This is a genomic window from Shewanella sp. 433 (genome assembly GCF_059338565.1).
This window is the reverse complement of sequence record NZ_CM181703.1, coordinates 2,690,188-2,716,357: the sequence shown is the minus strand read 5'-3', so window position 1 is coordinate 2,716,357 and position 26,170 is coordinate 2,690,188. Positions and strand designations below refer to the sequence as shown.

Genomic DNA, 26,170 nt, shown 5'->3' with positions numbered 1-26,170 from the left:
CATTATCACTAGCGGCGAATAACCATAGGTGCTCAAGGAGTTAATCAGATGGATTTTAATCTGAATGAAGACCAACGCCAGTTTGCCGAACTGGCAACTCAATTTGCCAATGAAGAGCTAGCTCCATTCGCCGCCAAGTGGGATGAAGAGCATCATTTCCCTAAAGATGTCATTCAAAAAGCCGGAGAGCTGGGCTTTTGCGCTTTATACTCGCCAGAATCGGAAGGTGGCATGGGCTTATCTCGCCTCGATTCCTCGATCATTTTCGAGCAGCTTGCGATGGGCTGCACCGCCACCACGGCCATGTTGACTATTCATAATATGGCGACCTGGATGATCACTAGCTTTGGCTCTCAATCCCTGCGAGATGAATGGTCAGCGCCATTGACCACAGGTGAAAAACTGGCCTCTTACTGCTTAACCGAAGCGGGTGCCGGCAGTGATGCGGCGTCACTCAAAACCAAAGCCGTTCGTGAAGGCGATGAATATGTGATCTCCGGCGCTAAGATGTTTATCTCTGGCGCTGGTTCGACTGAGATGCTGGTTGTTATGTGCCGCACCGGCGAAGCGGGTCCTAAGGGGATCTCGGCCATTGCGGTACCCGCAGACACCGATGGCATCAGCTACGGCAAAGCGGAAGATAAGATGGGCTGGAACGCCCAGCCAACCCGTGAAATTACCTTCGATAATGTTCGTGTGCCAGTAAGCAATCTGTTAGGCGAAGAGGGTCAAGGTTTTACGTTTGCCATGAAGGGATTAGATGGCGGTCGCATCAATATTGCCACTTGCTCTGTGGGTACGGCGCAAGCGGCGCTCGATCGCGCAACTCAATATATGAATGAGCGTAAACAGTTTGGTAAGCCGATCGCGGCATTTCAAGCATTGCAGTTCAAGTTAGCCGATATGGCGACGGAGTTAGTTGCTGCTAGGCAGATGGTGCGTTTAGCCGCCTTTAAACTCGACAGTGGTGACCCTGAAGCGACGGCCTATTGCGCCATGGCAAAACGTTTTGCCACCGATATTGGCTTTAGCGTTTGTGATAGTGCATTGCAGCTTCACGGTGGTTACGGCTACATTCGTGAATATCCGCTGGAGCGCCATTTCCGTGATGTGCGCGTACATCAAATCTTAGAGGGAACTAACGAGATCATGCGTTTGATTATTGCTCGTCGTCTACTCGACGAAAACGCTAGCCCGATCCTGTAATTGTCACAAAGGAGCATAAAGATGACAGCGATTATCGAGAAAATTATTGGCCATACCGCGGTACTCACAATGAGCAATCCGCCAGCAAATACATGGACAGCATCGAGTTTACAGCTACTTAAGCAAAAAGTAAGCGAACTGAATGCCAACAAAGAGATTTATGCTTTAGTGCTAACGGGTGACGGGGAAAAGTTTTTTAGTGCTGGTGCCGATCTCAAACTGTTTGCCGATGGCGATAAAGGTAATGCGGCTTCAATGGCCAAACATTTTGGCGAAGCGTTTGAAGCCCTCAGTGGTTTTCGTGGGGTATCGATTGCTGCTATCAATGGCTATGCTATGGGCGGCGGGCTCGAAGTGGCGCTTGCCTGTGATATTCGCATCGCTGAAGCACAGGCCGTGATGGCATTGCCTGAGGCGACCGTTGGCTTACTTCCTTGCGCTGGTGGTACTCAAAATCTTACCGCCTTGGTCGGGGAAGGCTGGGCAAAGCGGATGATCTTATGTGGCGAACGTGTCGATGCCGACAAGGCACTGCAGCTGCGATTAGTTGAAGAGGTGGTGGCTAAAGGTTCAGCCTTAGATACGGCGTTAACCCTTGCTGAAAAGGTGGCTAACCAGAGCCCTAGCAGTGTGACTGTGTGTAAGCAGCTTATTCAAGCGGGCCGAATGATGCCACGAACGCAGGCGCTGCCTGTCGAGCGTGAGTTGTTTGTTGGCTTGTTTGACACGAAAGATCAGGCCGAAGGGGTTAACGCGTTTTTAGAAAAGCGCCAAGCAAAATGGACCAATAGCTAATGAGTATTGAGCAAAGCAATAGCGTGGTATTTCAAACCTTAGGCACCTTGTCAGGCAAGTTGGTCGGTGTTGCCACGCTGAACATGGAAAAGGCACTCAACGCGCTTAACTTGGAGATGATCCAAGCGCTTACTCGTCAACTCTCCGCGTGGGCACAAGATGATAGCATCGCTATGGTGGTGCTAGATGGTGCCGGCGAAAAAGCATTCTGCGCCGGTGGTGATGTGCGCGCCCTGTATCACGCCTCTAAAGAGACGCCGGGTGAAGTGACCGACATGGCGAGGGTGTTTTTTACCGACGAGTATCATTTAGATCATCTGCTGCACACCTTCGATAAACCCGTGTTGGTGTGGGGCGATGGCATAGTGATGGGCGGCGGCCTCGGACTCATGGCTGGCGCCAGTCATCGCATTGTCACCGAAAAATCGCGCATCGCCATGCCAGAGGTGACCATTGGACTTTACCCCGATGTGGGGGGCAGTTACTTCCTCAATCGTATGCCTGGCCACATTGGCCGTTTTCTTGGCATGACCGCTTACAATATGAATAGCGCGGATGCTTATTTCGTTGGCCTGGGAAATCATTATCTTAATAGCGATGATAAACAGCCGCTGTTTGATGCGCTAGCCAGTATCGATTGGGAAGGCGACATCGGGGTTAATCACTCTAAACTTAATGCGTTATTAGAAGCGATGACGAGTCGCTGCTCGATCAAGATGGGTGAGAGTGTGCTTGCACTGCATCAAGCGCTGATTGATCAGTTGATGGAGGGCGATTTAAGTCAGATCATGGCAAGAGTGGCCGCCTATGAGACTGATCAACCTTGGCTAGAACGTGCACTTAATACTATGTTAGCCGGAAGCCCATTGAGCCTTCATCTGGTTTATGAGCAATCACGTTTAGGCACCGAATTATCACTCGAACAAGTATTTCAGCGCGAGCTGGGTATGAGTTGTAATTGCTGTGCTATCGGTGACTTTGTCGAGGGTGTTCGAGCGCTATTAATTGATAAAGATCGCCAGCCAAAGTGGAAATATGCCAGTGTCGATACAGTGGACGCACAAGCGGTTACACAGCTATTGACCTCACCATGGCCTGAGGATCTACATCCACTAGCTAAACTCGGCCGATAGGACGAGTAAGTTACAGGTTTTCGTCAGGGTATTGTCCTAGGGAAAAGGAGTAAGAGATGAGTACAGTTGCATTTATCGGTTTAGGTAACATGGGTGGCCCAATGGCGGTTAACCTAGTAAAAGCGGGTTTTACCGTTAAAGCGTTCGATCTGTCTCAAGATGCGCTGCATCATGTGAGTGAGCAAGGCGCCATCCCAGCGCCGAGCGCCTGCGCAGCGGCGGCATCGGCCGATATCGTGGTCACCATGTTACCTGCAGGCAAGCATGTGCGTACCTTGTATCTTGGTGACGACACCAATAAAGGGATTGTCGATGTGGTTGCTCAAGGCACCTTATTAATCGATTGCTCGACTATTGATGCCGAAAGCGCGCGCTTTGTAGCCGAGCAGGCCAAAGCCAAAGGGCTTGAGTTTATCGATGCGCCCGTATCGGGTGGCACCGCAGGCGCGAGCGCGGGTACGCTCACGTTTATCTGCGGTGGCAGTGACAGTGCTTTTGCGCAAGCCCAAGGGGTATTAAATGCCATGGGAGCCAATATATTCCACGCAGGCGCCGCTGGCGCTGGGCAAGTGGCTAAGATCTGCAACAATATGTTGCTGTCGGTATTAATGGTTGGCACCAGTGAATCATTACAGATGGGGATAGATCATGGCCTTGATCCCAAAGTGCTTTCTGAGATCATGAAAGTCAGTAGTGGTGGTAATTGGGCGCTAGATAAATATAATCCTTGTCCAGATGTGATGCCAAGCGTGCCGTCATCGAACGGTTACCAAGGCGGTTTTATGGTGGATTTAATGGTAAAAGACTTAGGCTTGTCGCAAGAAGCGGCGCTGTTGTCTAATTCCAGTACTCCAATGGGATCCTTGGCACGCAGTTTATATGTTAATCATGCCCGTCAAGGCAATGGTAAGCGTGATTTCTCCAGTATTTTTGAGCAGTTTAATAACAAAGGGTAAGTTGATGGATTTAAAAGATAAGGTAGTGGTCATCACAGGTGGAGCTGGCGGACTTGGTTTGGCGATGGCACAAGAGTTAGCGGCTGCTGGGGCGAAATTGGCGCTTATCGATGTCGATCAAGAAAAACTCGAACGCGCCTGCGCCGATATTGGCGCGGCGACCGAAGTTCAAGGTTACGCTTTTGATATCACCGATGAAGAAGATGTGGTGGCGGGGTTTGGTTACATTTTAGAAGACTTTGGTCAGGTGAATGTGTTAATCAACAATGCTGGTATTTTGCTCGACGGCATGTTGGTCAAAGCCAAAGATGGCAAGGTGACCGACCGTATGTCATTTGCGCAATTCCAAGCGGTGATCAATGTTAACCTGACAGGTTCATTCTTGTGCGGTCGTGAAGCGGCAGCCGCCATGATTGAATCACAGCAGCCGGGCGTGATCATCAATATTTCTAGTCTTGCTAAGGCCGGCAATATTGGTCAAACCAACTATGCGGCATCAAAAGCGGGTGTGGCCGCGATGTCGGTTGGTTGGGCGAAAGAGCTTGCACGCTACAATATTCGTAGCGCCGCCGTAGCGCCAGGTGTGATAGAAACCGAGATGACCGCCGCCATGAAGCCTGAGGCCTTGGCGCGTCTTGAACAGATGGTGCCAGTTGGCCGTTTAGGTCAAGCGAGTGAAATCGCCTCGACGGTGAAATTTATCATCGAAAACGATTATGTTAACGGCCGAGTATTTGAAATCGACGGTGGCATTCGTATTTAAGCTAAACGTCTTGATACACCAAGCAAAACGGGCATAGGCCCGTTTTTTGTTGGCGGATTTCATCAATGGGCTAAATGAGTGATACTTAACTAGCTTGTTTCGTCATATACATCTTATACATGAGTCAGAGATTATATGGAGATGAGTGATACTTAAATACGGTCATCAATGTTTTAAATGGTTAGTCAGAGATTAGGCAGAGATTATGTGGATAGAAAAAGTCGCGAAACAGTTGATGTTGCTCATTGGCATTATGGGAGTATTAGTGATTTACAGTGGCTTTTTTTATCTGTTATTTCAGTCTCAAAGGCCACAGTTGCCTTGGTATATCTTGCTGTCTCCCTGGTTATGTATTTACTTTGGTTTAAGCGCACAACAACAGCGTCGCACGCTTCATTGGTTACGAAAAAAGTGGCCATTTAATCGTTCTAATTAAAGGTTATTGTTGCTTAACCCTTTTAAAATGGCGCATTCTGGCTGAGCCCCGCCGGCACACTGATGGATCAACTCACTCAGTTGTTGTTTCAGTTGATTCAGTTGCTCTATACGCCGGTTAGTCTCATCAAGGTGCACTTGAGCAATACGTTTCACATCTTCTGCGCTGCGGCTGGTGTCACTTTTTAAACTCAGTAACGTACGGCAATCGTCTAGACTAAAGCCGAGCTCGCGGCAGTGGTGTAAAAAGTGTAATTCATCGAGCTGGGCATCACTATAATATCGATAACCATTATGGCCGCGTTCGGCGCACACTAGGCCAATATCGTGATAGTAGCGGATACTTTTAACCGATAAGCCAGTTTGTTTTGCCGCCTCTCCAATATTGATCATATTTATCTCCACACATTGACTCTCCCATAAGGGGAGACATTACGCTTGATGGTATAGAAAGACAAATTAATATCCATCTACAGGAGTCATACCCATGGATAAACTTATCTTTTATGTGCCAACCATGAATTGCGCCAGCTGCGTAGCCAAAATTGATAAAGCCATGGCGGCGTTAGCTAGCGATGGTGAGCAGGTCGAAACATCAGTCAACCTTGCCGATAAACAGGTTACCGTGGTGGGGGTTGCTAAGGCGCAGCGAGTGGCTAACGCGTTAGCAAATGCCGGTTATCCGGGCCAGCAAGTGATCGACCAGCAGTTAGCGATCAAAGAGCGACAGGATAATGAGCGTAAGGAGTATCGCACCCGATTATGGCAATCCATGGCGGCGCTTGCACTGGGTGTGCCTATGATGCTGTGGGGATTGTTAGGTAATGAGATGATGATCAACAGCCCCGCACAACAAGTGGGCTGGGGGATCATGGGCATACTCACTTTCGTGCTGCTTATCACTACCGGCGGTCACTTTTATCGCGGTATGTACAGCTCGCTTAAGGCTGGCAGCGCCAATATGGATACCCTTATCGTGTTGGGCACCAGTTCGGCGTGGCTCTATTCTATGTTGGTGGTTGTTATACCCCAATGGTTTCCAGCCGACACCCGTCACGTTTACTTTGAGGCCAGTGTGATGATTTTAGGCTTAATCAACCTTGGTCATGCGATGGAGCTGCGCGCACGCGGTAAAACCAGTGAGGCGGTCAGTAAGCTAATAGGTTTGCAAGTGACCAGTGCCACGCGAGTGACTGATGATGGCGATGAGGTTGTCGAGATTAGCGCCATTAATATTGGTGATAAGTTGCGCCTTAAACCTGGCGAGCGCGTGGCACTGGACGGTGACGTGCTTGAGGGACAGGCGCTGATCAACGAGGCGATGTTAACCGGTGAGCCTGTACCAGTAGAGAAGCAGCCAGACGATAAGTTAAGCGCCGGTACGGTTAATGAAAACGGCAGTCTCATTTACGAAGTCACCGCTAGGCAACAACAGACTAAGCTGGCAAAAATAATCGAACTGGTGCAAGAGGCGCAAACTTCGAAACTGCCCATTGGCAGGTTAACCGATAAAATTGCCGCGTACTTTGTCCCAGTGGTAGTGCTAATCGCCATTATTGCTGCCATAGTCTGGTTTGTGGTGGGGCCAGCCCCCCAGCTGAGCCATGCGCTGGTGGTGTTAACCACGGTACTGATCATTGCCTGCCCCTGCGCGTTAGGGCTAGCGACGCCGATGTCGATTATGGTGGCGGTGGGGCGTGCGGCCCAGATGGGCGTATTACTTAAAAACGGTGAGGCGCTGCAAAGTGCCAGTAAAGTCTCCACTGTGGTGCTCGATAAAACCGGCACTATCACTCAGGGGAAGCCTGCAGTCACCGATGTGGTCACGCTCGCAAAGATGACCCGTGACAATCAGCCTACTGGCAGTCAAGCTGGCGATAATGAGACGGCAAGTCCTTTTAGCGAAGATAAGTTAATTGCCTTGCTAGCCAGTGCGCAGCAGCGCTCGCAACACCCCTTAGCGGCGGCCATGATAACAGAGGCTAAACGCCGTGAATTGGCGCTTGGTGAGGTCGATAGTTTTGACAATATCACTGGCCAAGGGATTGTTGCCAAAGTGAATGGCCATAGATTGGTGGCCGGTAACCTTAAGTTAATGCAAGCAGAGCAGATTAGCGATATTGAGCGAGCTACAAGCCATGCTAGTGATTTTGCCCAAATGGGGAAGACGCCTATTTATTGTGCGGTTGATGGTCATCTACAGGCCGTGGTGGCGATTGCCGATCCTATTAAGGATGATGCCAAAGCGGCGGTGGCGGCCCTGTTACAACAAGGAAAAAAGGTAGTGCTGCTCAGCGGCGATAATCAGCACACCGCAACGGCCGTAGCGCAGCAGGTGGGCATTACCGATGTCGTTGCTGAGGTCAGTCCTGAGCAAAAGCTGGCGCTTATCAAGGCGCGTCAATCAGAGGGCGAAGTGGTTGCTATGGTGGGTGATGGCATTAACGATGCGCCAGCTTTAGCAAAAGCGGACGTTGGCATCGCCATGGGCAGCGGCACGGATGTGGCGATAGAGAGCGCAGACATCACCTTGTTATCTGAGCGCGTGATGGCCTTAGCGGATACCTTTATGTTGGCTAACGCGGCGATGCGTAATATTAAACAGAATCTGTTTGGTGCCTTTATTTATAACACCTTGGGGATCCCCGTTGCCGCTGGCGTCTTGTTTCCGTTGACGGGGTGGTTACTCAGCCCTGTGGTAGCTGGCGCGGCGATGGCCCTGTCTTCATTGACTGTGGTGACCAATGCTAACCGGTTACGAGGACTGCGTTTAGGCACTGATGCAACTAAAAAGTAGGCGGTTGGGGCAAGATATCCTGCTGCTAGACTCTGGGTCATGACACCCTTTAGTGAAGCCATTGCGTCGATATTTTATGCGACTTTTCTGGGGAAACTTTAGGGTTGTCATTGCTAATTACCACCTAAATCGCTATAGTAGCGCGCTTTAATTTGTCCCTTTTAGCGCGGTGTATCATCACTGCATCCTTGACTGAGAGTATACCGTCAGTTTGGGGATCAAATGGCCACCATTGGCAGCGCTTCGCTTAACTAATTTCGGAATTTCACATTGATCACAACAGCTAATATCACCATGCAGTTTGGCTCTAAGCCACTGTTTGAAAACATCTCAGTCAAATTTGGCGGCGGCAACCGCTACGGTCTTATCGGCGCTAATGGTTGTGGTAAATCAACCTTCATGAAGATCCTAGGCGGTGAGCTTGAGCCTACTTCGGGTAACGTATCGCTTGATGTTAACGAGCGTCTAGGTAAGTTAAGCCAAAACCAGTTTGGTTATGAAGAGTTCAACGTGGTTGATACTGTGATCATGGGCCATGCTGAGCTGTGGAAAGTCAAGCAAGAGCGTGACCGCATCTATTCTTTGCCAGAAATGAGTGAAGAAGATGGCATTAAAGTGGCTGAGCTTGAGATGGAATTTGCCGAGATGGACGGTTATACCGCCGAATCTCGCGCGGGTGAATTATTGCTGGGCGTGGGTATTCCGCTTGAGCAACACTTTGGTTTGATGAGCGAAATCGCGCCAGGTTTCAAGCTGCGAGTGCTGCTTGCCCAGGCACTGTTTAGTGACCCAGATATCTTGCTACTCGATGAGCCTACCAACAACTTGGATATCGACACCATTCGTTGGTTACAAGAGATGCTCAATCAGCGTAACAGCACCATGATTATCATCTCGCACGATAGATATTTCTTAAACTCTGTCTGTACTCACATGGCTGACTTGGATTACGGCGAACTGCGCGTTTATCCGGGTAACTACGATGAGTATATGATGGCGGCTAACCAAGCTCGTGAGCGTTTGATGTCTGATAACGCTAAGAAAAAGGCACAAATTGCTGAACTTCAAGGCTTCGTTGCACGCTTCTCGGCTAACGCCTCTAAAGCGAAACAGGCGACTTCACGTGCTAAGCAGATTGATAAAATTAAGCTTGAAGAGGTTAAAGCCTCAAGCCGTGTGAATCCATTTATCCGTTTCGAGCAGGAAAAGAAACTGTTCCGTAACGCATTAGTGGTTGAAGATTTGGCTAAAGGTTTCGAGAACAACCCGCTATTTAAAGGCGTTAACCTGATTGCAGAAGTGGGTGAGCGTATTGCGGTACTGGGTGAAAACGGTGTGGGTAAGACCACTATGTTACGTACCCTTATCCATGATATTCCACAAGATGAAGGCACTATCCAATGGTCTGAAAACTCAGCCATCGGTTATTACGCCCAGGATCATGAATCTGATTTTGAAAACGACATGACTTTGTTTGACTGGATGAGCCAGTGGCGCAAACCAGAAGATGACGATCAAAGCGTTCGTGGTTACTTAGGCCGTATGTTGTTTGGCTCTGATGACATCAAGAAGTCAGTCAAGGTGTTATCAGGTGGTGAAAAGGGCCGTATGCTATTTGGTAAACTCATCATGCAAAAGCCAAACATCTTGGTTATGGATGAGCCAACCAACCACTTGGACATGGAATCGATTGAATCGCTCAACAATGCGCTAGAGATGTATGAAGGCACATTGTTGTTTGTCAGTCACGACCGCGCATTTGTATCATCACTCGCCACCCGTATCATAGAGATCACCGCCGATGGCGTGAACGATTTCAGAGGCACTTACGATGAGTTCTTGCGTAGCAAGGGTGTCGATGCTTAATCGCCGCTAAACCCCATTGATAAAAAAGCCCAAGGCAATTACATTGCCTTGGGCTTTTTGTTGGTTGGCTGTTTTAAAACGGCTATTTAGCGAAACGTTGTGCTAGATATTCAAACACCGCTCGAATACCAAAGGCTTCACCACCAATGGGGCGACCGGGTAAGGTGCGGTTGTTCCACGCCATGACATCAAAATGGCTCCAGCTTATCTTGTCATCCACAAAGGCTTCAAGATACAAGGCGGCGGTGATCGCGCCGCCAAAAGGCGTCTTACCACAGTTGGCTAAGTCGGCAATATCGCTGCCAGTAAGATCAAAGTAGGCTTTATGCAGCGGCATGCGCCAGACGGGATCTTCAACCTTAAGTCCTGCAGCAGTAATATCAGCAGCCACTTCGTCATCATTACTAAAGAAGCCAGGTAACTCAGTACCTAAGGCGATGCGCATGGCGCCGGTTAAGGTGGCAAAGTCGATCAACAGATCAGGCTTTTCATCGCTGGCATCGGCAAGGGCATCACACAAGACTAAGCGGCCTTCGGCGTCGGTGTTATCAATCTCAACGGTTAAGCCTTTACGGGTGATGATCACATCACCTGGGCGAAATGCATTTGCCGAGACCGCATTTTCCACCGCCGGCACCAGTACACGCAGGCGTACAGGCAGGTTACTGGCCATAATTTGGTGGGCTAAACCAATCACATGTGCCGCACCGCCCATATCTTTCTTCATCAAGCGCATGCCTGCACCGGGTTTAAGATCTAAACCGCCCGAGTCGAAACAGACCCCTTTACCCACTAGCGTCACTTTAGGCGCATTTTCATCGCCCCAGGTTAAATCGATAAGCCGTGGCTGGTTGTCACTGGCGCGGCCAACCATATGGATGGTGGGGTAGTTTTGCTCAAGCAGTTCATCACCGATGATTTGCGTCACTTGGCCGCCGAACTCTTCAGCCAAGGCCTCCATGGTGTCGCCCAAATCTTGTGGCATCATGTCGGCAGCAGGGGTGTTAACCAGATCGCGCACTATGGTCACCGAACGTACCAGTTTTAATGTACTGGCGACCAAAGCGTCGTTATCAATAACAAGTTGAGGATACTGTTTATCATTTTTCTTGTATCGATCGAACTTGTAAGCCCCTAATGCCCAACTGAACGCGGCGACTTTACACTGAGCTTCGCTGGCATCGAGGTAGTACTGATTGGCGGGCAGTTGGTTGACGATATCGCCGCAAACCCAGTAGTCATCCGGTGATTCGCTAACATAGACAACCTGTGCCAGTTCTCCGTCGGCACCGGGGATCAGGCTTAAACCTTTGCCTGAAAACTGGGTGGCTTTAAGCCAATTTTGCTGTGTTGCTGGCAATTGCTCATGCCATTGTGAAAAATCTTCAGTTGAAATGATCGACAAGGGAATGCCGTTGGAGCCAGTTATAAGTAGTGAAGTCATTGGGTATCATCTTATTTGAGGTCAAAAAATCAATTAAGATTATCACGCTAGCGCCACAAGGTGAATGTGGCGGGTGAGTTACTGCGGGTTATTGCTGGTTTTTTCTACGACGTGGATATCACGTTTATGCTGTTGGGCCACACGATTAAGCTGGGCTTTTCGCTCTGATAAGTTATTGAAAGAGCTCGGTAGAATCTCAACGCCTACCACCTTAGCCAGTTTAACCACTATGGGGATAGTGATTGGCGCAAAAGGTAACACGGCAAATACGCCTAAGCCCAGCCCCTTGATGAGATCGGCTAACTGCTTGTTGGCTAGCTTCAACTCTTCTTTATTGGCCTGTTTACGAGTGTAGCGTTTGTAGGTCACCAACATCTCTTTGGTTTCCTGTTTTTCTTGTGACAGCGCATCTTTCAGCACCAGCATGTCGCGTTTTAAACGCAGGCCGAATCGGCGTCGAGAGATGTGAAATACTCTAAAAGGCGCTTTATGTAATTTACGGTAAATTTTCATGGCGTGATTGTCTCATAGGGCAAGCCTGACACCTATCTTTAAATGTTATTGCGACAGGGTTTTAGTATGATTTTTTGGCTGCTGAGTACTAGATGTAACGTCTTCATCGCGGGCAGGCTTAAATCGCTAGTGGGGCAAAGCTTAAGCCGATGACCTTGGCTGCGTGATGCAAGGTGGATTGTTTAAATGTGGGGGGGGCGGTAAAAAATAAGCTCTCTGACGGTGAATTGACTCACTCCGTTAAGTTGATACCAAACGGAGTGAGTTTATCTCGCTAGGAACTGCAGTTACACGCGAAAACGCGCGACTAACACCTGTAATCCCGCTGCAAGCCTAGCAAGATCATCACAAGCCAGTGCGGTTTGTTCCACCGATTGGCCGCTTTGCTCAGCAATATCACTAATGGTGGTGATGCTGCGGTTGACCTCTTCAGCGGCTAATGATTGCTGCTCAACGGCGGCCGACACTTGAATATTCATGTCGTGGATCACTTCGACCGAGCGGTTGATCTCGTTAAGTGTGCTTTGGGTACCCGCAATTTCAGCGACGGCATCATTACTCTTCTGGCTGCTACGCTGCATAACATTAACCGCTTCTTGAGTACCGCTTTGAATACCTGCGACCATCTGCTCGATTTCACCGGTCGATTGCTGCGTGCGCTGGGCTAGGTTGCGCACTTCATCGGCCACCACGGCGAATCCTCGGCCCGCTTCACCCGCGCGCGCGGCTTCAATCGCGGCGTTGAGGGCGAGTAGGTTGGTTTGTTCGGCAATATTACGGATCACCTCAAGGACTTGTTCAATACTGCTACTTTGCACTTGCAGATCGCGAATAGTTTGCGAGGCTTGCTCGACTTCTGCTGCGAGTGAATTAATCGCATCGACACTGCGCCCAACCGTGCGATTGCCCTCTAAGGCGATTTCTGTGGTCGATTGTGCATTGGTCGCGGCGTTATGGGTATTACCGGCTATCTCTTGTATCGAGGCGGCCATTTCGGTCATGGCGGTGGCCACTTGAGTGGTTTGGTCACGCTGGGTCACGACACCTTGGCGGGTTTCTCCAGCCACTGCCGATAACTCTTCTGTGGCGGCGGCCATTTGATTTGTCGAGTCGGCAACTTGCTGCACCAGTTCTTGAATTTTTGCGATAAACACATTGTAGCCTTTAGCTAAATCACTCAATTCATCTTGGCCACTCTCGTCAAGCCTGCGGGTCAGATCGCCTTCACCCTCGGCAATATCTTGCAAGGTTGTCACGGTCAAACGTAACGGTTTAATAATGGTTTGTGACAAGCCATAAGCAATGAATACCGCAAAGCCAATGGCAACAATAGCCATGATGATGACGAAGTTGCGCGTATTACTGGCAGAATCAGCATAAAAGCTTCTATCCATCGCGATTTCAACAACGGCGATAGGCTTGCCAGAAAAATCGTTAATATTTCTGACCAGTGTTGCCCATGGTCGGCTTTGACTATTATTTTGGCTAATAACGGTTTGGCCATTCCACGCCGCTAAGATGGCATCTTGGCTAACAAAGGATTGCCCATTAATGGTCGAAGCTAATACTTTGGTGCTGCCATTGTTGACGGCATGAATCGCAATGTCCACATTGCTACCAAATGCTTGGCTAAAACGGCTAGCGAACTCTTGAGATAGGTTAAGGCCAAACTCAACAGACCCTGTATGTTGCCCTTGATAGTTCATTGGCACTAAGCCGCGAATACCAATACCAGCCACGCCACCGTCCATGCCTCTAACGGGTTGACGTGAGCGATTCACTTGTACAATTGTTTCGCGCAAATTGGACAGGTCGTCACCGTATTTGTCTAGTTTATGCAAGCGTAAATAAGAGGTCGCTGGGGCGGTATGAAACTGAAATTGTGCTACGCCGTAGTGCTGTTTAAGCACATCAAAAACCGGCTTGAATTCGCGGGTAAGCTCAGCGCGGTTGCCCTCTGCAAAGGCTTGTTTTACCGACGGTTGATTAGCCACAATCGCACTCATGGCTTCGGCAAACAGCGCCTGAGTGTTAATTTGTGAGCTGGCGGCACCGTAAAGGCTCTCCATTTCCCGTTTTTCAGCCTCTGAAATCAATTGATTAGAGTTGCTTAAATAAAATATCGCCATAATGGCGACCGTGAGTGCAACTAAACTGGTAAACCCGCCTGCTAGGCGAGTTTTAATGGATAAATTTCTAAACACTTATAGCCCCTTTACTATTTAATTTGTCATCTTTAATGATGACAAATTAAATGAATATATAACTAAACACGGCGAAGTCCTTTCTCTATGTCTGTTGGGTTTTATTTGAGCAGGTGTCACCGTGACACTTGCAGCCTTTAATCGACTTGAATATATAATATCGACAATTTTGCCTCATCCAACAAGTGATGCGTTCACAATTGTTACAATTGTGACGTGTCTTACATTTACGCTACCGATCCAAGCTAATGGTTATATATCACTATGGACCAATACTCATGACCAAGGGGGAAATGAGGTTGGCGTGCTAATAAGTGAATATCGTGTAACCATAGATTTTATCGGTATGAAATATTGAGTTTTTTGTTTTAAACCTTATTGTTTTATGAAGTCGAGGCTAACATTTTTAGTCGTTGCCTATTTTGGGCTTTGTTGCCATGATGATGGTCGGCCAATGTCTGGCCTGCATCGTTCTGTTGGTCGTCGAGGGAGGCATGTTTGTCATGTCTGGTATGAATAACGGGACTTATGATTGACACTGTTTAATCATAAGTTCCAAAGGTGAGAAAATCGGCTCAGCGCTGCGTTACAGTGAACGTGTTTGAGCCTAATAGCATGCCTTGATGGCGATGCGTTAGTGATAATGAATTTATACAGGTTAGGTAAATTAGTTATGAGTAAAAAGCCAAATATTACAGTATCTTCTATCGACTTAGCTCGATTAGAAAAAATGATTGATGCGTTAGATGGTCAGTACTGTGCCGAAATTGATGATTTAATGGCTGAGCTTGAACGCGCAGAGATCCTGCCTCCTGAGCAGATGCCAGCTAACATAGTGACCATGAATTCGACCGTGCGCTTTAAAGTGGCCTCATCGAATAAAGAGTTTTCATTGACCTTGGTTTACCCTCAAAACCATACTGGCGATGTAGGCCAAATTTCGATTTTAGCTCCAGTGGGCAGTGCGCTGCTGGGCTTAAAAGAAGGCGATGAAATTGAGTGGCCTAAGCCCGGTGGCGGTCAACTAGAGGTTAAAATCATTGCGGTTGAGTATCAGCCAGAGCGAGCGGGTGAATATCATTTATAACATTTATTACTGAATCCGTTTAAGGCTACGCCGAATAAGGCTAATTTAAGCCGCATTCAGACCCTCTTGCTGTTTTATCGTGAGCTCAATGTTACTTATTGCAAAATAACCTTTTTTATTTAATAGGTTATGCATTGGATGAGTTGAATGTTGGGCTCATTTTTTATTACACTCTCTATCAAATCATGCAACTCTTAATAAGTTGACTGCAGCGAAGATTAACTCTGCTTTGAACATCAGCTTTGGCGTACTCGCTCGCCGGTAAAGCAGTGGTGTTATCAAAAAGGTATAACTACAACCATAGCCTACAAAGGATGTCGCTTATGGAGCATCAAATGGAATCACTTTTGGGTATTGAACTGCCGATTATTCAAGCGCCGATGGCGGGAGTGCAGGGCAGTGCATTGGCGATAGCGGTTAGTGATGCTGGCGGCTTAGGTTCCTTACCCTGCGGGATGTTGACGCCCGAACAGGTGATAGATGAAATCAATACCATTACGCGCGCCACAGCTAACCCCTTTAATCTCAACTTTTTTTGTCATCAGGTGCAAGCCTATGACGCGCAGCAACACGCCAACTGGCAGGTACAATTAGCTCCTTTTTTTAATGAGCTGGGCATCGAATGTGAAAGCCAGCCTCATGGTGCCAGTCGTGTTCCTTTTAGCCATGAGATGGCCGATGCGATTGAAGCATTTAATCCGCCCATTATTAGCTTTCATTTTGGTTTGCCTGAGCCAACACTGCTTAAACGGGTTAAAAGTTGGGGCACTAAGGTGCTCTCGTCGGCGACCACACTTAAAGAGGCGCTTTGGCTCGAAGCCCATGGTGCCGATGCCATCATTGCCCAAGGCTTTGAGGCTGGCGGCCACCGTGGCATGTTCTTAACCCGTGATGTGTCAACCCAAATGGGGCTGGCGGCGTTGGTGCCGCAATTGGCGAGTCAAGTCCAGGTGCCTGTGATCGCCGCAGGAGGGATAGGCTGTCACCAAGGGGTTAAAGCCGCACTCACCTTGGGGGCGGTCGGGGTGCAAGTGGGCACGGCTTATCTGTTGACGAACCAAGCCACTACATCGCCGCTGCACCGCGCCGCAATCACGAGTGATGCCGCTATGCATACTGCCATTACCAATGTGTTTTCAGGGCGCCCGGCGCGAGGCATTGTTAATCGCCTGATGCGAGAATTGGGCTACATTAGCCCACACGCACCAGATTTCCCCTATGCTGCGATTGAGTTGACTCAATTGAGACAAGCGGCAGAAAAACAACATAACAGTGATTTTTCACCCTTGTGGTGTGGGCAAAATAGCCAAGCTTGCCACGCCATTTGTGCCAGCGAGCTGACCCTGTCTCTAGCGGGGAAAATACAATAAGCAAACCTGTGTAGGCGCAGCTATCTCACTGGCAGGTGGCCGGTTTTAACCCAAATGATGGTTTCTTGTTCAACGTAGGGGAAGTGTTCGCTCATGTGCGGGCTGCGCAGCCAAGTATGGGCTGGATATACCCCAAATTCATCACGAAACTCACCCGAGAGCACTAGGATCTCCTCGCCACCAAAATGGCGATGGGGTTGAAAGCGCTCGCCCGCAGGCCATTTGACTAAGGCCACATGCTCATGTTCAAACTGATGTAAGCCCATGACTTGAAGGCCACCTATGCCTTGTCGCCAAGGAGTATTTCGGGTGTCGATGCGCACAGTGCTGCTGTCATGTGGAGCAAATTGATTAAGCTTAACCAATAAGGTGCAACCTTGCTGGCTAAAGGGGGCGTGTTGGCTGCCGGGAGGGTTACGGATGTAACTGCCGGCAGGGTAGTCGCCGTGCTCATCAGAAAACACACCTTCAAGTACTAAAATCTCTTCACCCAGTGGGTGAGCATGAGTGGTAAACGCCGAGCCCGCCTCATATTTGACTATGCTGGTGGTGTGCCCAGACTCCTTGGCTTCTCGCTCAAGTGGCTTACGCCATACCCCTTTGGCTGGGCTTGCTTGCCAGTCTTGCTCTTGGGTGTCGATAGCCAACCGCTGAGTGAAATCCATGTTGAACATATTGTTATTCTCCAACTCATTGATGTGCTGTGTATTAGCCCATATGGGCTAATACGGAATATAGCCAATGGTAGACCGAGATTAGCGCGATTTTATTGCGCGTAATATGTCGATTAACCGGCGCGCAGTGCCAGTATCTCATCGAGCGAAAATGGCGCGGGGTAGCGGCTAAAGTCGCGATCTTGTTTATCGATAGCATAGATAGACATGCGATCGGCGAGTTCATTGCCTTCAATGCCCACGTGGGCGGCAACATGGGATATTTTTAGCGCAGTTTTGAGCTCATCATACAGTGCGTGAGCCTGTTGGATTATCTCTAAATTAGCAATGTCGCCTGCGGTTTTGCGCTTCCAGCCTTTGGCTTTCCAGCCATAAGCCCAATTGGTGATGCAATTTAAGGCATATTGAGAGTCACTGTGAATATGAACGCTGTTACCGCGTGCAAGTTCGGTTTTTGCCATCAGCAGTGCTTGCTGCAAGGCATTTAATTCGGCGGTGTTATTGGTCCCCTTAGGGTTATATAAACCGTACCACAGCTCGGCAAGTTCACCTTGTCGATACAGTGCTAGCCCAGATCCCGCTTTGCCGGGATTGGGCTCACAGCCGCCATCGGTATAGATATCCACATCACTGTCTGGGGCCGCGCTGGCAGTGGCTTGGCTTTTCGGCTTGTTAGCCGATGGGCTAGGGCGGGCACTGACGCCACCTTTAGCAAAAGCGGCTTTGGCTTCGGCTTCGGTCTTAAAGGACTTATAGCGGGCGCCTGCAAAACCATCGACTAAGGCTTTGGTTTGAGGCCAGCTGGTAAAAATACCGGTTTCTCGTCCTGCCCAAACCACATAATATTTTGTTGCCATGTTTATCTCGTCTTAAAGTTGTGCTAGTCGTTGTGAGTATTATTGCTTGCAGTCTCGCAAGAGTTTGACGAAAAATTCAGTGCCTTTACGTTCGGCAAAGGCGATATTACGCTCGGGGATCGACTCCGGATCAGCATAAGTGGCCAGCGCCTGTTCCATGCTCGCTTCACGAATAATATGCAGTGTCGGATAAGGGGCGCGGTTAGTGTAGTTGGCCGCACTATCTTGTGGCTCGCCATCGAAACAGTAATCTGGATGAAAGCTGGCCAGTTGATACATCCCCTCATAGCCTTGCTCAATAAGCAGATCATTGGCCATGTCGACCAAATCCAGATAAAGGTAAAACCCTTCAAATCCGCGCGGTAAGATCAGTAGCGTGGTTTCTATCTCGCTATGGGCATCGAGAAGTTGGCATTCATCGATTAAGGCGTTGAGCACTTCATCGAGTTGGCGGTTTTCCACGACTTGGTAACGTATGGTATCGGCCAACACCTCTTGGCGGGCAAATGGGCAGATATTGTATTTCATGATGACCCGTTCGACCCAATGCTGCATCTCGGTGGCTATGGCCTGGGTAAAGTCATCGGTTGCTGGTCGTTGCAGTGTCACCTAGTGTCTCCATTATTATCAATATCCCCTAAGCCTATGACGGCGCAATCGTTGGGGAGAATTAAGGCGCGATCATAGGGATGATAGACAGCACAAGCAAGAGTGCCATGGTGATGTTAAACGCTTTTTGTTGCCGTTGGTTTTTTAGTAACCGTTTTAAAGCAACCCCAAAGCCTAACCAGACGATGGCACAGGGAAAGGCCACGCTTAAAAAAACCGAGGCAATGGTGAGGACTTGACCTGTGAGCGGTTGCTCTAGGGTGGTAAAGGTGGCTACCGCGCCCACTGCCATGATCCAGCCCTTAGGGTTAACCCACTGAAAAGCCGCGGCCTGGATAAAACTGAGTGGTCGACTAGTGTGTTTGCCCTCCATCTTACTGCTGCTATTAGCAATCAGCCAGGCAAGATAGAGTAAGTAGGTGATGCCAATATATTTTATAGCGACATGCAGTATGGGGTAACTTTGAAATAGGGTGCTTAAGCCTAGGCCTATCGCCAGCACCATGGCAGGAAACCCAATGCAGATCCCCGCAAGATGAGGCAAACTGGGTTTGATACCAAAGTTGACTCCTGAAGACATCAACATGATGTTATTAGGCCCTGGGGTAATACCAGATGAAAACGCAAACAGCGCAATGGCAAAAATCAGTTCCATTAATCCTTCAATCTCTTCAACGCGATAATTAACAAAGTATGATCGCCGACATTTATCTTCCTGACCAGTAAAATATTTATATAGGTAATTGCTTTTGTAACTAACTGTAATTTAAGGGAGTCGTTGTCAATTTGAATATCGAAATGGTCAACGGGTAGCACTAAATGACGGTCGAAAAATTACAATCATATATTGCATGAGGTAGACATTATTGCGATAGCATGTTAGCCGAAGATAAATGATTGTATGATAACTAATTGATCTACAAACTGAGAGTAATGACTTAGTGTCAGTATTGGTTCAATTTTAATCGGTTATACTAGCAAACGTTAACAACAAGGAAATTGATGCGATGAGTAAAATATTAATGCCATTTTTGCTGATACTCAGTATATCCGCCTGCACAGTGCATGATGCGCCCGAGTTCCAAACGGCGACAGCGCCAGAAGATAGAATCACCATAGTGGCGACGGGTGAGCTGGATTTTCTCGGCCGTGGGCAGCAAACGTTCGGCTTACATCCTCAATTTGCCAAGGTACGAGTCGATGAAGAGTCTTCCATTGAGGCGGTTCAAAAACAGATGAGCTCTGCGATACAGTCGGCGATGCAAGCGAAAGGTTATCGTTATGTGCCCGCTGGAGAGCCTGCTCAGCTATTGATCGGATTTGGTGTTGCCCTCGGTGACAGCATGTCCGATGCAGAGATCTTAAATAAGGTTGGCCTAGTACCTGGGGTTTCAGAGCAGGGCATAGATATGGGGCAGTATGCCAAAGGCTCAGTGTTACTGCTGGTGTTTTCTGGTGAGGACGCCGTGCCGAGTTGGCGCGTATTGGCACAAGGCTTTACTGAATTATCCCAAAGGCCATCCATTGCGCCTAAACAAGATAATCAAAGACTCGATCGAGTGGTCGCCAAGATGCTAGCCAGTATGCCACAGCGATAATCGTTCTCTGTTGACAGCGATTTAGTTAACTATAATCGCTAGGAAAAACCATCGACAGCAGCAATGAACCTCTAGTACAAAGAGCGCTACCGTAACGGGTGACGCTCTCTCTTGTCGCGGTTAGTATCATCGACTAATGGTTAGCTGTGGCGTTACCAAAGCCGTTAATCGGCACAGAGGCTTATCTCATAGGAGGTAAACTTGCGTAGGTTAATGACCCCAGTATCGAAAATCAGATATTGACCCTTAATTCCCATCAGTTTACCTGTCACGATTGGATTTTTATCGAAGTTATGAGAGGCGATTTTTGTTGGAAACTCGCTTACTGGATACTCAATAGCAAGGATCGCTTCATCGAGTTGCTCGATAGCGTACTCCCCATGCTCCATCGACAGTTCATGAATACGTTTTTCGATGTGCGGCAGTAACACTTTTGCCTGTTCAACTAAATCGAGTGGCTCGGCATTGCCTTTAAGCATAGTGCGCCAATTGGTTTTATCATTGATCATTTTAGCCAGTTCAACTTCGATAAGGCCTGAAAGTTGTCGTGTAGAGACTTTTAGAATAGGCAAACCTTGGGTGGCACCCTGATCTATCCAGCGGGTCGGCAATTGGGTATGGCGGGTAATACCCACTTTAAGGCCCGAGGTATTAGATAAATACACATAGTGCGGTACGAAGCAGTTATCTTCACCCCACTGCGGCTCGCGGCAGGTGCCTTGTGCAAAATGGCAGGTTTCCGGTTTCATAATACACATATCGCAGCTAGCCAGCTTTTTCATGCAGACGAAACAATGGCCTTGTGAATAACTCTTCTTGGTTTTTTTGCTGCAATGACTGCAGTAAATATGGCCCGTGTGAGTAAGGGTGACTTGACGGCCGATAAGCGGATTCATCTCGATAAGTTGGTCAGACAGTGGCAACTGGTATTGCACTTGACCTTGGTTATCGAGCGCAGAACGCATCTTGCGGATGTTTCCGCTGATTGGGGCATTTGGCATCATGGAGTCCGATATAAAATAAAAAATAGCTAAAAAGTGCGAGTAAGCATCGCGATGACACCGGATTATATCAGATTGCTGGCAATGTTTTTGATTGGTTTTACCGATTGTTAATGCGCCGCTTGCAGATGATGAATTAACAATCGGTGCCTTAGTCCTGCTACAGCTTAGGCGTTGATATCGAGCACCACGTCATCGCCGATAGTGTACAGCGCCAAACGCAGTTGTTGTTCAATATCATCATTAGGAATATTTAGGCTAAAGTTAGCCCGAAAGAGTGCCACACCGGTGTGACTAGCGCTCTCATATTGAGTCGATAATCGCTCAATGTTGAGTCCTAATTCACTAATCTTATTAGATATTTGGTGCACAAGTCCGGGTCTGTCGTAGGCCACCAGTGAATAGCCTTGGTAGCGAGTATGAGGCTGTTTGTGGCGGGTTTTGGCATAGGTCAGACTCAAACCATCGATACATTCGAGGTTCTCGAGCAAGGTCTCCCAGTTGGCAGCGGGGACCTCCAGTAACAAGATAGCGGCAAATAAGCCATCGATATGGCGCAGCTCAGAGTCGAGCCAATGGCCACCATGACGGCTAACAATGTGAGCAATCTGTTCAACTAAGCCTTTTTTATCGGCCACTTGTAGGGTAACTAGGTATCGTAACATGTCGCTAAAACTCCATAAGTTGTTTAATCGTGATGCCATTTTGTCGCTGTAACAATAATGTCATCTTGACGTCATATAATCTCGATGGTCAGCAATGGGGTGTGAGTGTTTGACTATTGTTAACATAGGTATAACAACAATCCCAGTGAAAACTCTACAGAACAAACATAAACGAGGTTCTTAATGGAAACTCAGGTAACTCAACCTGGTTCTACTGCAGCGAAACTGTTGATGGCAAGAGGCTCAAATAGACGAGCGTGGCAAGATAAGCTTACCCAAATAGGGGTAACGCTTGGCGGCACCATGGTGTTTGTCGCTTTGCTGCTGATCTTCTTTTATCTGCTGTATGTGGTGAAGCCGATTTTTGATGGCGCCGATGTGACACCTGTTATGACGGCTCAGCTCGATAAACCTGACGTAGCAACCTTGATGGTAGGCAGCGATGAGCAAAATGATATTATCTATCGGGTCACCAGCCAAGGTGAAGTGCAGTTTTATCGCACCGCCACAGGCCAGCTGATTGAAAGCAATAGTATCGATATCCCCACAGATGCACACATTGTCAGTAGTGCTACCGCCTTTCCTAGTCAGCAACGCTTCGCTTATGGCTTATCAAACGGCCGGGTGATCATCGCCGATATTCAGTTTTCAGTCACCTATCCTGACAATCAGCGACTCATCACCCCTAAGGTCAGTTTTCCCTTAGGGCAGCCCTCGCTGCAAGTGGCCGATAAGGATATGGCGCTTAATCAGCTCACTTTTGCTTATTCAACCGATAGAATGAGCTTTGCCTATCGCAGCGATGCGGGTCAGTGGTTGCTTTCACGCCAAGAGGGCGAAGAGAACATGATGACCGAGGAGGTGGAATGGACCGCGACCTCTAGCGTGATAAGCGATGCGCCAGTGCAAGTGCAGCAACAGTTAATGACGCCAGATCAACGCCAGTTACTGCTGCGCTCGGGTAACCGACTATTTGTTTATGATATTGACGATACCGAAGCCGTTAGCTTAATGCAGGTGATTGAACTCGAGCGAGCCAAAACCAAGGTGACCGATGTCTCCTTGCTGGCGGGGGCCAGTTCGGTATTAGTCAGTTATGATAATGGCTTGATATTGCAATATTTTCAGGTTAATAGTGACAAAGGCCGCCAGTATCAAGCGATCCGCCAGTTTAGCAATCAGGCGGGCGTTAAGCGTATCGCTAGCGAGTTTTATCGTAAAAGTTTCGCCACGATTAGCGACTCAGGCGAGTTAAACCTCTTGTATACCACCAGTCAACGTAAGCTGTTTTCCCAAACCTTTGACCTTAAGCAACCCGGCGTGATGGGCTTTAGCCCGCGCTCCAATGCCTTAGTGGTCGAGGCGGGCGGGCAATTACACCTGTTTGTTGTGGACAATAGTCATCCAGAGGTGTCGTGGAGCGCCATGTGGGACAAGGTGTGGTATGAGGGGTACCCAGAGCCACAATATGTATGGCAGTCGACTTCGGGATCAGATGATTTTGAAGCCAAATTAAGCCTAATGCCCTTGGCATTTGGCACCATGAAAGCGGCCTTGTATGCCATGCTGTTTGCCACGCCGCTGGCTATTGCAGGCGCTATCTATACCGCATACTTTATGTCGCCAAAGGTGCGTGCCGTGGTAAAGCCCACCATTGAGATCATGGAGGCCCTGCCTACGGTGATCTTGGGGTTCTTGGCCGGTTTATGGCTCGCGCCGTTAATTGAAGATAATCTCCCAGGGCTTTTGCTGTTACTGGTGCTGCTGCCCTGCAGTATTTTGCTCAGCGCATTTGCATGGCATCAGTTGCCAGGGCGCTGGAAACAGCGCCTGCCAGAGACCTATCAAGAACTGATGCTGTTACCGGTTATCGTGTTTGTGGGGTGGTTCTCGTTTTACATTAGTCCCGTGGTTGAGCAGGCATTCTTTGGCGGTGATTCGCGCATGTTTATCACTAACGAGCTGGGGATCACTTTCGACCAACGTAATGCCTTAGTGGTCGGCATTGCCATGGGCTTTGCCGTGATCCCAACGATTTTTTCCATCGCCGAAGATGCAGTGTTCTCTGTACCGCGTCATCTGTCTAACGGCAGTTTGGCCCTAGGGGCGACTAACTGGCAAACGTTGACCAAGGTCGTGCTACTGACTGCCAGCCCAGGCATTTTCTCTGCGGTGATGATGGGGCTTGGGCGCGCAGTGGGCGAAACCATGATAGTGCTAATGGCCACAGGTAATACGGCCATTATGGAATGGAGTGTGTTTGAAGGTATGCGCACCTTGGCCGCCAATATTGCGGTAGAGATGCCAGAGTCTGCCATTGGCAGCTCCCATTATCGCGTGCTGTTCTTAGCAGCGTTTGTATTGTTTATCTTTACTTTCGTCTTTAACACCATTGCTGAAGTGGTGAGACAGCGTCTACGCGAACGCTACAGCTCGCTGTAATGGAGGCCAGTATGTTTTCGACATCAATATTTTCGCCTGTGACCTTAAGAGGCTTATGTAATGGGTAAGTGGTTTAAATCGGGTTCGCCGTGGATCTGGATGACGGGCGGCGCCGTGAGTATTAGCTTGATTGCCGTGTTGGGATTGCTGCTGTTAATCGCATGGCGCGGACTGAGTTATTTCTGGCCGGCACAGATTTATCAGTGGGAGTTAGTGGATCAACAAGGGGTACGCTCAACTTTGATTGGTGAGATTTACGACACTGAAACGGTGCCGACTGAGCGCTTGTTGTCGGCGGGGCACCAGTTTACGCAGCATCCAGGTGAAACGGTCACCCGTTACTTAATTAAAACTGGTAACCGTGAGTTTGTGAATTTGGACTTTCGTTGGGTGCTGGCCACCGATATTGTCTCGCGCACCGCGCCCTATGATGTGGCTAAGCTTGAGCGCAGTAAAAATGGCGATTTTTACGGTTATCCTATTGCCATTATCGAAGATGGCAAACGATTAGCGTTAGATGATGTTGAAGCCTCATTTGAGGCACATATCGAGCGGGCCGTCGCCTTGAGTGACCAAGCGGTGTCGCTGCAAAAAGGCGACATTGGCTCGATTAACTATCAGCTAGAAAACTTACGTCTCAAGCAGCGCGGTTATGAATTAGATAACGCTCTGACTGACAGCCGTAAGCAGGCGCTAGCGAGCGAGCGTGAGCGGCTGCAAAATGAGTACCTTGAGCTGGAAAAAACCTTCTTTGCCCTGCGTCAAGCGGCGGCTCGCGATGCGGTTGTGGTGCGCGATATGCGCGGTGAAGAGGTGGTGCTTAAACTCGATACTATTTTAGGCGTCACCTATTCTAATCGTTTAGGCATCGCCGGTAAGTTAGTCCACTGGTTTAAAGGGGTGGGCAATTTTGTCAGCGCCGATCCCCGCGAAGCCAACACCGAAGGCGGCGTGTTTCCGGCCATCTTTGGCACCGTATTTATGGTGATGTTGATGGCGGTCATTGTTACCCCCTTTGGTGTCATTGCCGCAGTTTACCTGCATGAATACGCCAAAAAAGGCCCCATCACTAAGATGATCCGCATTGCGGTGATTAACTTAGCCGGCGTGCCATCGATTGTGTATGGCGTATTTGGTTTAGGCTTTTTTGTCTATATGTTGGGCGGCTCGCTTGATCAACTGTTTTATCCCGAAGCCTTACCATCGCCCACTTTCGGCTCACCCGGGGTGATTTGGTCGGCGCTCACCTTGGCAATTTTGACCTTGCCTGTGGTCATCGTCTCCACCGAAGAAGGCTTAAGCCGTATTCCCAGTGCGGTGCGCCAAGGCAGTTTGGCGCTCGGGGCGACGAAAGCGGAAACCCTGTGGCGCATTGTGTTGCCCATGGCCAGCCCCGCCATCATGACCGGGCTGATTTTAGCGGTAGCCCGCGCCGCGGGTGAAGTGGCGCCATTAATGTTGGTGGGTGTGGTTAAATTAGCGCCCACATTGCCAATAGACATGAACTTTCCATTTGTACATTTAGAGCGTAAATTCATGCATTTAGGTTTCCATATTTATGATGTCGGTTTCCAGAGTCCCAATGTTGAGGCGGCGAGGCCCCTAGTGTATGCGACCTCATTTTTATTGGTGTCTGTGATTGTGAGTTTAAACTTAACGGCCATCGCCGTGCGCAACCACTTGCGTGAGAAGTATCGCTCGCTAGAGCATTAATTGGGCATAGATTACATTGCGCTGAAGCTCGGCTTGAGCGCC

23 protein-coding genes are annotated in these 26,170 nt (G+C 48.8%); 13 read left to right on the top strand and 10 right to left on the bottom strand.

Annotation, left to right across the window (positions count from 1 at the left end):
* The first annotated feature begins 48 nt into the window (after window positions 1–48).
* The 6 genes from AC5YB1_RS11960 (at window position 49) to AC5YB1_RS11935 (ending at window position 5,289) form a co-directional block, all read left to right on the top strand.
* Window positions 49–1,206, top strand: a complete 1,158-nt coding sequence (locus AC5YB1_RS11960) for an acyl-CoA dehydrogenase family protein (RefSeq protein WP_494519365.1) — start codon at window positions 49–51, stop codon at window positions 1,204–1,206.
* Window positions 1,207–1,227: 21 nt separating this feature from the next.
* Entirely contained in the window at window positions 1,228–2,001 is a 774-nt protein-coding gene (locus AC5YB1_RS11955; RefSeq protein WP_494519364.1) for an enoyl-CoA hydratase, read from the top strand.
* A complete protein-coding gene (locus AC5YB1_RS11950; RefSeq protein ID WP_494519363.1) occupies window positions 2,001–3,134 on the top strand; it encodes an enoyl-CoA hydratase/isomerase family protein in 1,134 nt (377 codons plus the stop codon). Before AC5YB1_RS11955 ends, AC5YB1_RS11950 begins: the two co-directional genes overlap by 1 nt.
* A 56-nt stretch (window positions 3,135–3,190) precedes the next feature.
* The gene (mmsB, locus tag AC5YB1_RS11945) at window positions 3,191–4,090 is read left to right on the top strand and encodes a 3-hydroxyisobutyrate dehydrogenase (protein WP_494519362.1); all 900 of its coding nucleotides are present in this window, start codon (window positions 3,191–3,193) and stop codon (window positions 4,088–4,090) included.
* Between the two features lie 4 nt (window positions 4,091–4,094).
* The gene (locus AC5YB1_RS11940) at window positions 4,095–4,853 is read left to right on the top strand and encodes an SDR family oxidoreductase (protein ID WP_494519361.1); all 759 of its coding nucleotides are present in this window, start codon (window positions 4,095–4,097) and stop codon (window positions 4,851–4,853) included.
* Window positions 4,854–5,058: 205 nt separating this feature from the next.
* The gene (locus AC5YB1_RS11935) at window positions 5,059–5,289 is read left to right on the top strand and encodes a hypothetical protein (RefSeq protein WP_494519360.1); all 231 of its coding nucleotides are present in this window, start codon (window positions 5,059–5,061) and stop codon (window positions 5,287–5,289) included.
* Here the strand turns inward: AC5YB1_RS11935 and AC5YB1_RS11930 are convergent.
* Window positions 5,286–5,681 carry a MerR family DNA-binding protein gene (locus AC5YB1_RS11930; protein WP_494519359.1) on the bottom strand — a complete coding sequence of 132 codons (396 nt, stop codon included), beginning with the start codon at window positions 5,679–5,681 and terminating at the stop codon, window positions 5,286–5,288. The genes AC5YB1_RS11935 and AC5YB1_RS11930 overlap by 4 nt on opposite strands.
* Window positions 5,682–5,775: 94 nt before the next feature.
* On the opposite strand from AC5YB1_RS11930, the gene AC5YB1_RS11925 reads away from it, so the two are divergent.
* Together AC5YB1_RS11925 and AC5YB1_RS11920 are read left to right on the top strand one after the other, a co-directional pair.
* Window positions 5,776–8,085 carry a heavy metal translocating P-type ATPase gene (locus tag AC5YB1_RS11925; protein ID WP_494519358.1) on the top strand — a complete coding sequence of 770 codons (2,310 nt, stop codon included), beginning with the start codon at window positions 5,776–5,778 and terminating at the stop codon, window positions 8,083–8,085.
* Between the two features lie 270 nt (window positions 8,086–8,355).
* Complete coding sequence (locus AC5YB1_RS11920; protein ID WP_494519357.1) at window positions 8,356–9,951, top strand: ABC-F family ATPase; 1,596 nt, start codon at window positions 8,356–8,358, stop codon at window positions 9,949–9,951.
* An 82-nt stretch (window positions 9,952–10,033) separates the two neighbouring features.
* On the opposite strand, the gene AC5YB1_RS11915 is transcribed toward AC5YB1_RS11920, so the two are convergent.
* From AC5YB1_RS11915 to AC5YB1_RS11905, 3 genes are all read right to left on the bottom strand, one after another.
* A complete protein-coding gene (locus AC5YB1_RS11915) occupies window positions 10,034–11,395 on the bottom strand; it encodes a leucyl aminopeptidase family protein (protein ID WP_494519356.1) in 1,362 nt (453 codons plus the stop codon).
* A gap of 78 nt (window positions 11,396–11,473) precedes the next feature.
* On the bottom strand, window positions 11,474–11,908 hold the full coding sequence (locus tag AC5YB1_RS11910; RefSeq protein WP_494519355.1) for a hypothetical protein: 435 nt from the start codon (window positions 11,906–11,908) through the stop codon (window positions 11,474–11,476).
* A gap of 287 nt (window positions 11,909–12,195) precedes the next feature.
* Window positions 12,196–14,112 (bottom strand): methyl-accepting chemotaxis protein, encoded by a 1,917-nt coding sequence (locus AC5YB1_RS11905; RefSeq protein ID WP_494519354.1) that lies wholly within the window; start codon window positions 14,110–14,112, stop codon window positions 12,196–12,198.
* A gap of 673 nt (window positions 14,113–14,785) precedes the next feature.
* Here AC5YB1_RS11905 and rnk point away from each other — a divergent pair.
* Complete coding sequence (gene rnk / locus AC5YB1_RS11900; protein WP_494519353.1) at window positions 14,786–15,199, top strand: nucleoside diphosphate kinase regulator; 414 nt, start codon at window positions 14,786–14,788, stop codon at window positions 15,197–15,199.
* Between the two features lie 323 nt (window positions 15,200–15,522).
* Window positions 15,523–16,569: an NAD(P)H-dependent flavin oxidoreductase gene (locus tag AC5YB1_RS11895; RefSeq protein ID WP_494519352.1), complete on the top strand. Its 1,047-nt coding sequence runs from the start codon at window positions 15,523–15,525 to the stop codon at window positions 16,567–16,569.
* 20 nt (window positions 16,570–16,589) lie between these two features.
* On the opposite strand, the gene AC5YB1_RS11890 is transcribed toward AC5YB1_RS11895, so the two are convergent.
* The 4 genes from AC5YB1_RS11890 to AC5YB1_RS11875 all read right to left on the bottom strand — a co-directional run bounded on the left by AC5YB1_RS11890 (window position 16,590) and on the right by AC5YB1_RS11875 (window position 19,364).
* The gene (locus tag AC5YB1_RS11890; RefSeq protein ID WP_494519351.1) at window positions 16,590–17,243 is read right to left on the bottom strand and encodes a cupin domain-containing protein; all 654 of its coding nucleotides are present in this window, start codon (window positions 17,241–17,243) and stop codon (window positions 16,590–16,592) included.
* Between the two features lie 113 nt (window positions 17,244–17,356).
* On the bottom strand, window positions 17,357–18,100 hold the full coding sequence (locus AC5YB1_RS11885; RefSeq protein ID WP_494519350.1) for a ribonuclease H family protein: 744 nt from the start codon (window positions 18,098–18,100) through the stop codon (window positions 17,357–17,359).
* A 39-nt stretch (window positions 18,101–18,139) separates the two neighbouring features.
* Window positions 18,140–18,655, bottom strand: coding sequence for a DUF1415 domain-containing protein (locus tag AC5YB1_RS11880; RefSeq protein ID WP_494521633.1), 516 nt, complete (start codon window positions 18,653–18,655; stop codon window positions 18,140–18,142).
* Window positions 18,656–18,770: 115 nt separating this feature from the next.
* Entirely contained in the window at window positions 18,771–19,364 is a 594-nt protein-coding gene (locus AC5YB1_RS11875) for a LysE family translocator (RefSeq protein WP_494519349.1), read from the bottom strand.
* A gap of 352 nt (window positions 19,365–19,716) precedes the next feature.
* On the opposite strand from AC5YB1_RS11875, the gene AC5YB1_RS11870 reads away from it, so the two are divergent.
* The gene (locus AC5YB1_RS11870; RefSeq protein WP_494519348.1) at window positions 19,717–20,307 is read left to right on the top strand and encodes a DUF4136 domain-containing protein; all 591 of its coding nucleotides are present in this window, start codon (window positions 19,717–19,719) and stop codon (window positions 20,305–20,307) included.
* Window positions 20,308–20,471: 164 nt separating this feature from the next.
* On the opposite strand, the gene AC5YB1_RS11865 is transcribed toward AC5YB1_RS11870, so the two are convergent.
* Window positions 20,472–21,293, bottom strand: a complete 822-nt coding sequence (locus AC5YB1_RS11865) for a DUF2797 domain-containing protein (RefSeq protein ID WP_494521632.1) — start codon at window positions 21,291–21,293, stop codon at window positions 20,472–20,474.
* A 182-nt stretch (window positions 21,294–21,475) separates the two neighbouring features.
* Window positions 21,476–21,973, bottom strand: coding sequence for a glycine cleavage system transcriptional repressor (locus AC5YB1_RS11860; RefSeq protein WP_494519347.1), 498 nt, complete (start codon window positions 21,971–21,973; stop codon window positions 21,476–21,478).
* A 183-nt stretch (window positions 21,974–22,156) separates the two neighbouring features.
* Between AC5YB1_RS11860 and AC5YB1_RS11855 the strand changes: the two genes are divergently transcribed.
* The gene (locus AC5YB1_RS11855; protein WP_494519346.1) at window positions 22,157–24,415 is read left to right on the top strand and encodes an ABC transporter permease subunit; all 2,259 of its coding nucleotides are present in this window, start codon (window positions 22,157–22,159) and stop codon (window positions 24,413–24,415) included.
* 60 nt (window positions 24,416–24,475) lie between these two features.
* Window positions 24,476–26,128: a phosphate ABC transporter permease PstA gene (gene pstA / locus AC5YB1_RS11850; RefSeq protein WP_494519345.1), complete on the top strand. Its 1,653-nt coding sequence runs from the start codon at window positions 24,476–24,478 to the stop codon at window positions 26,126–26,128.
* The last annotated feature ends 42 nt before the right edge of the window (window positions 26,129–26,170 follow it).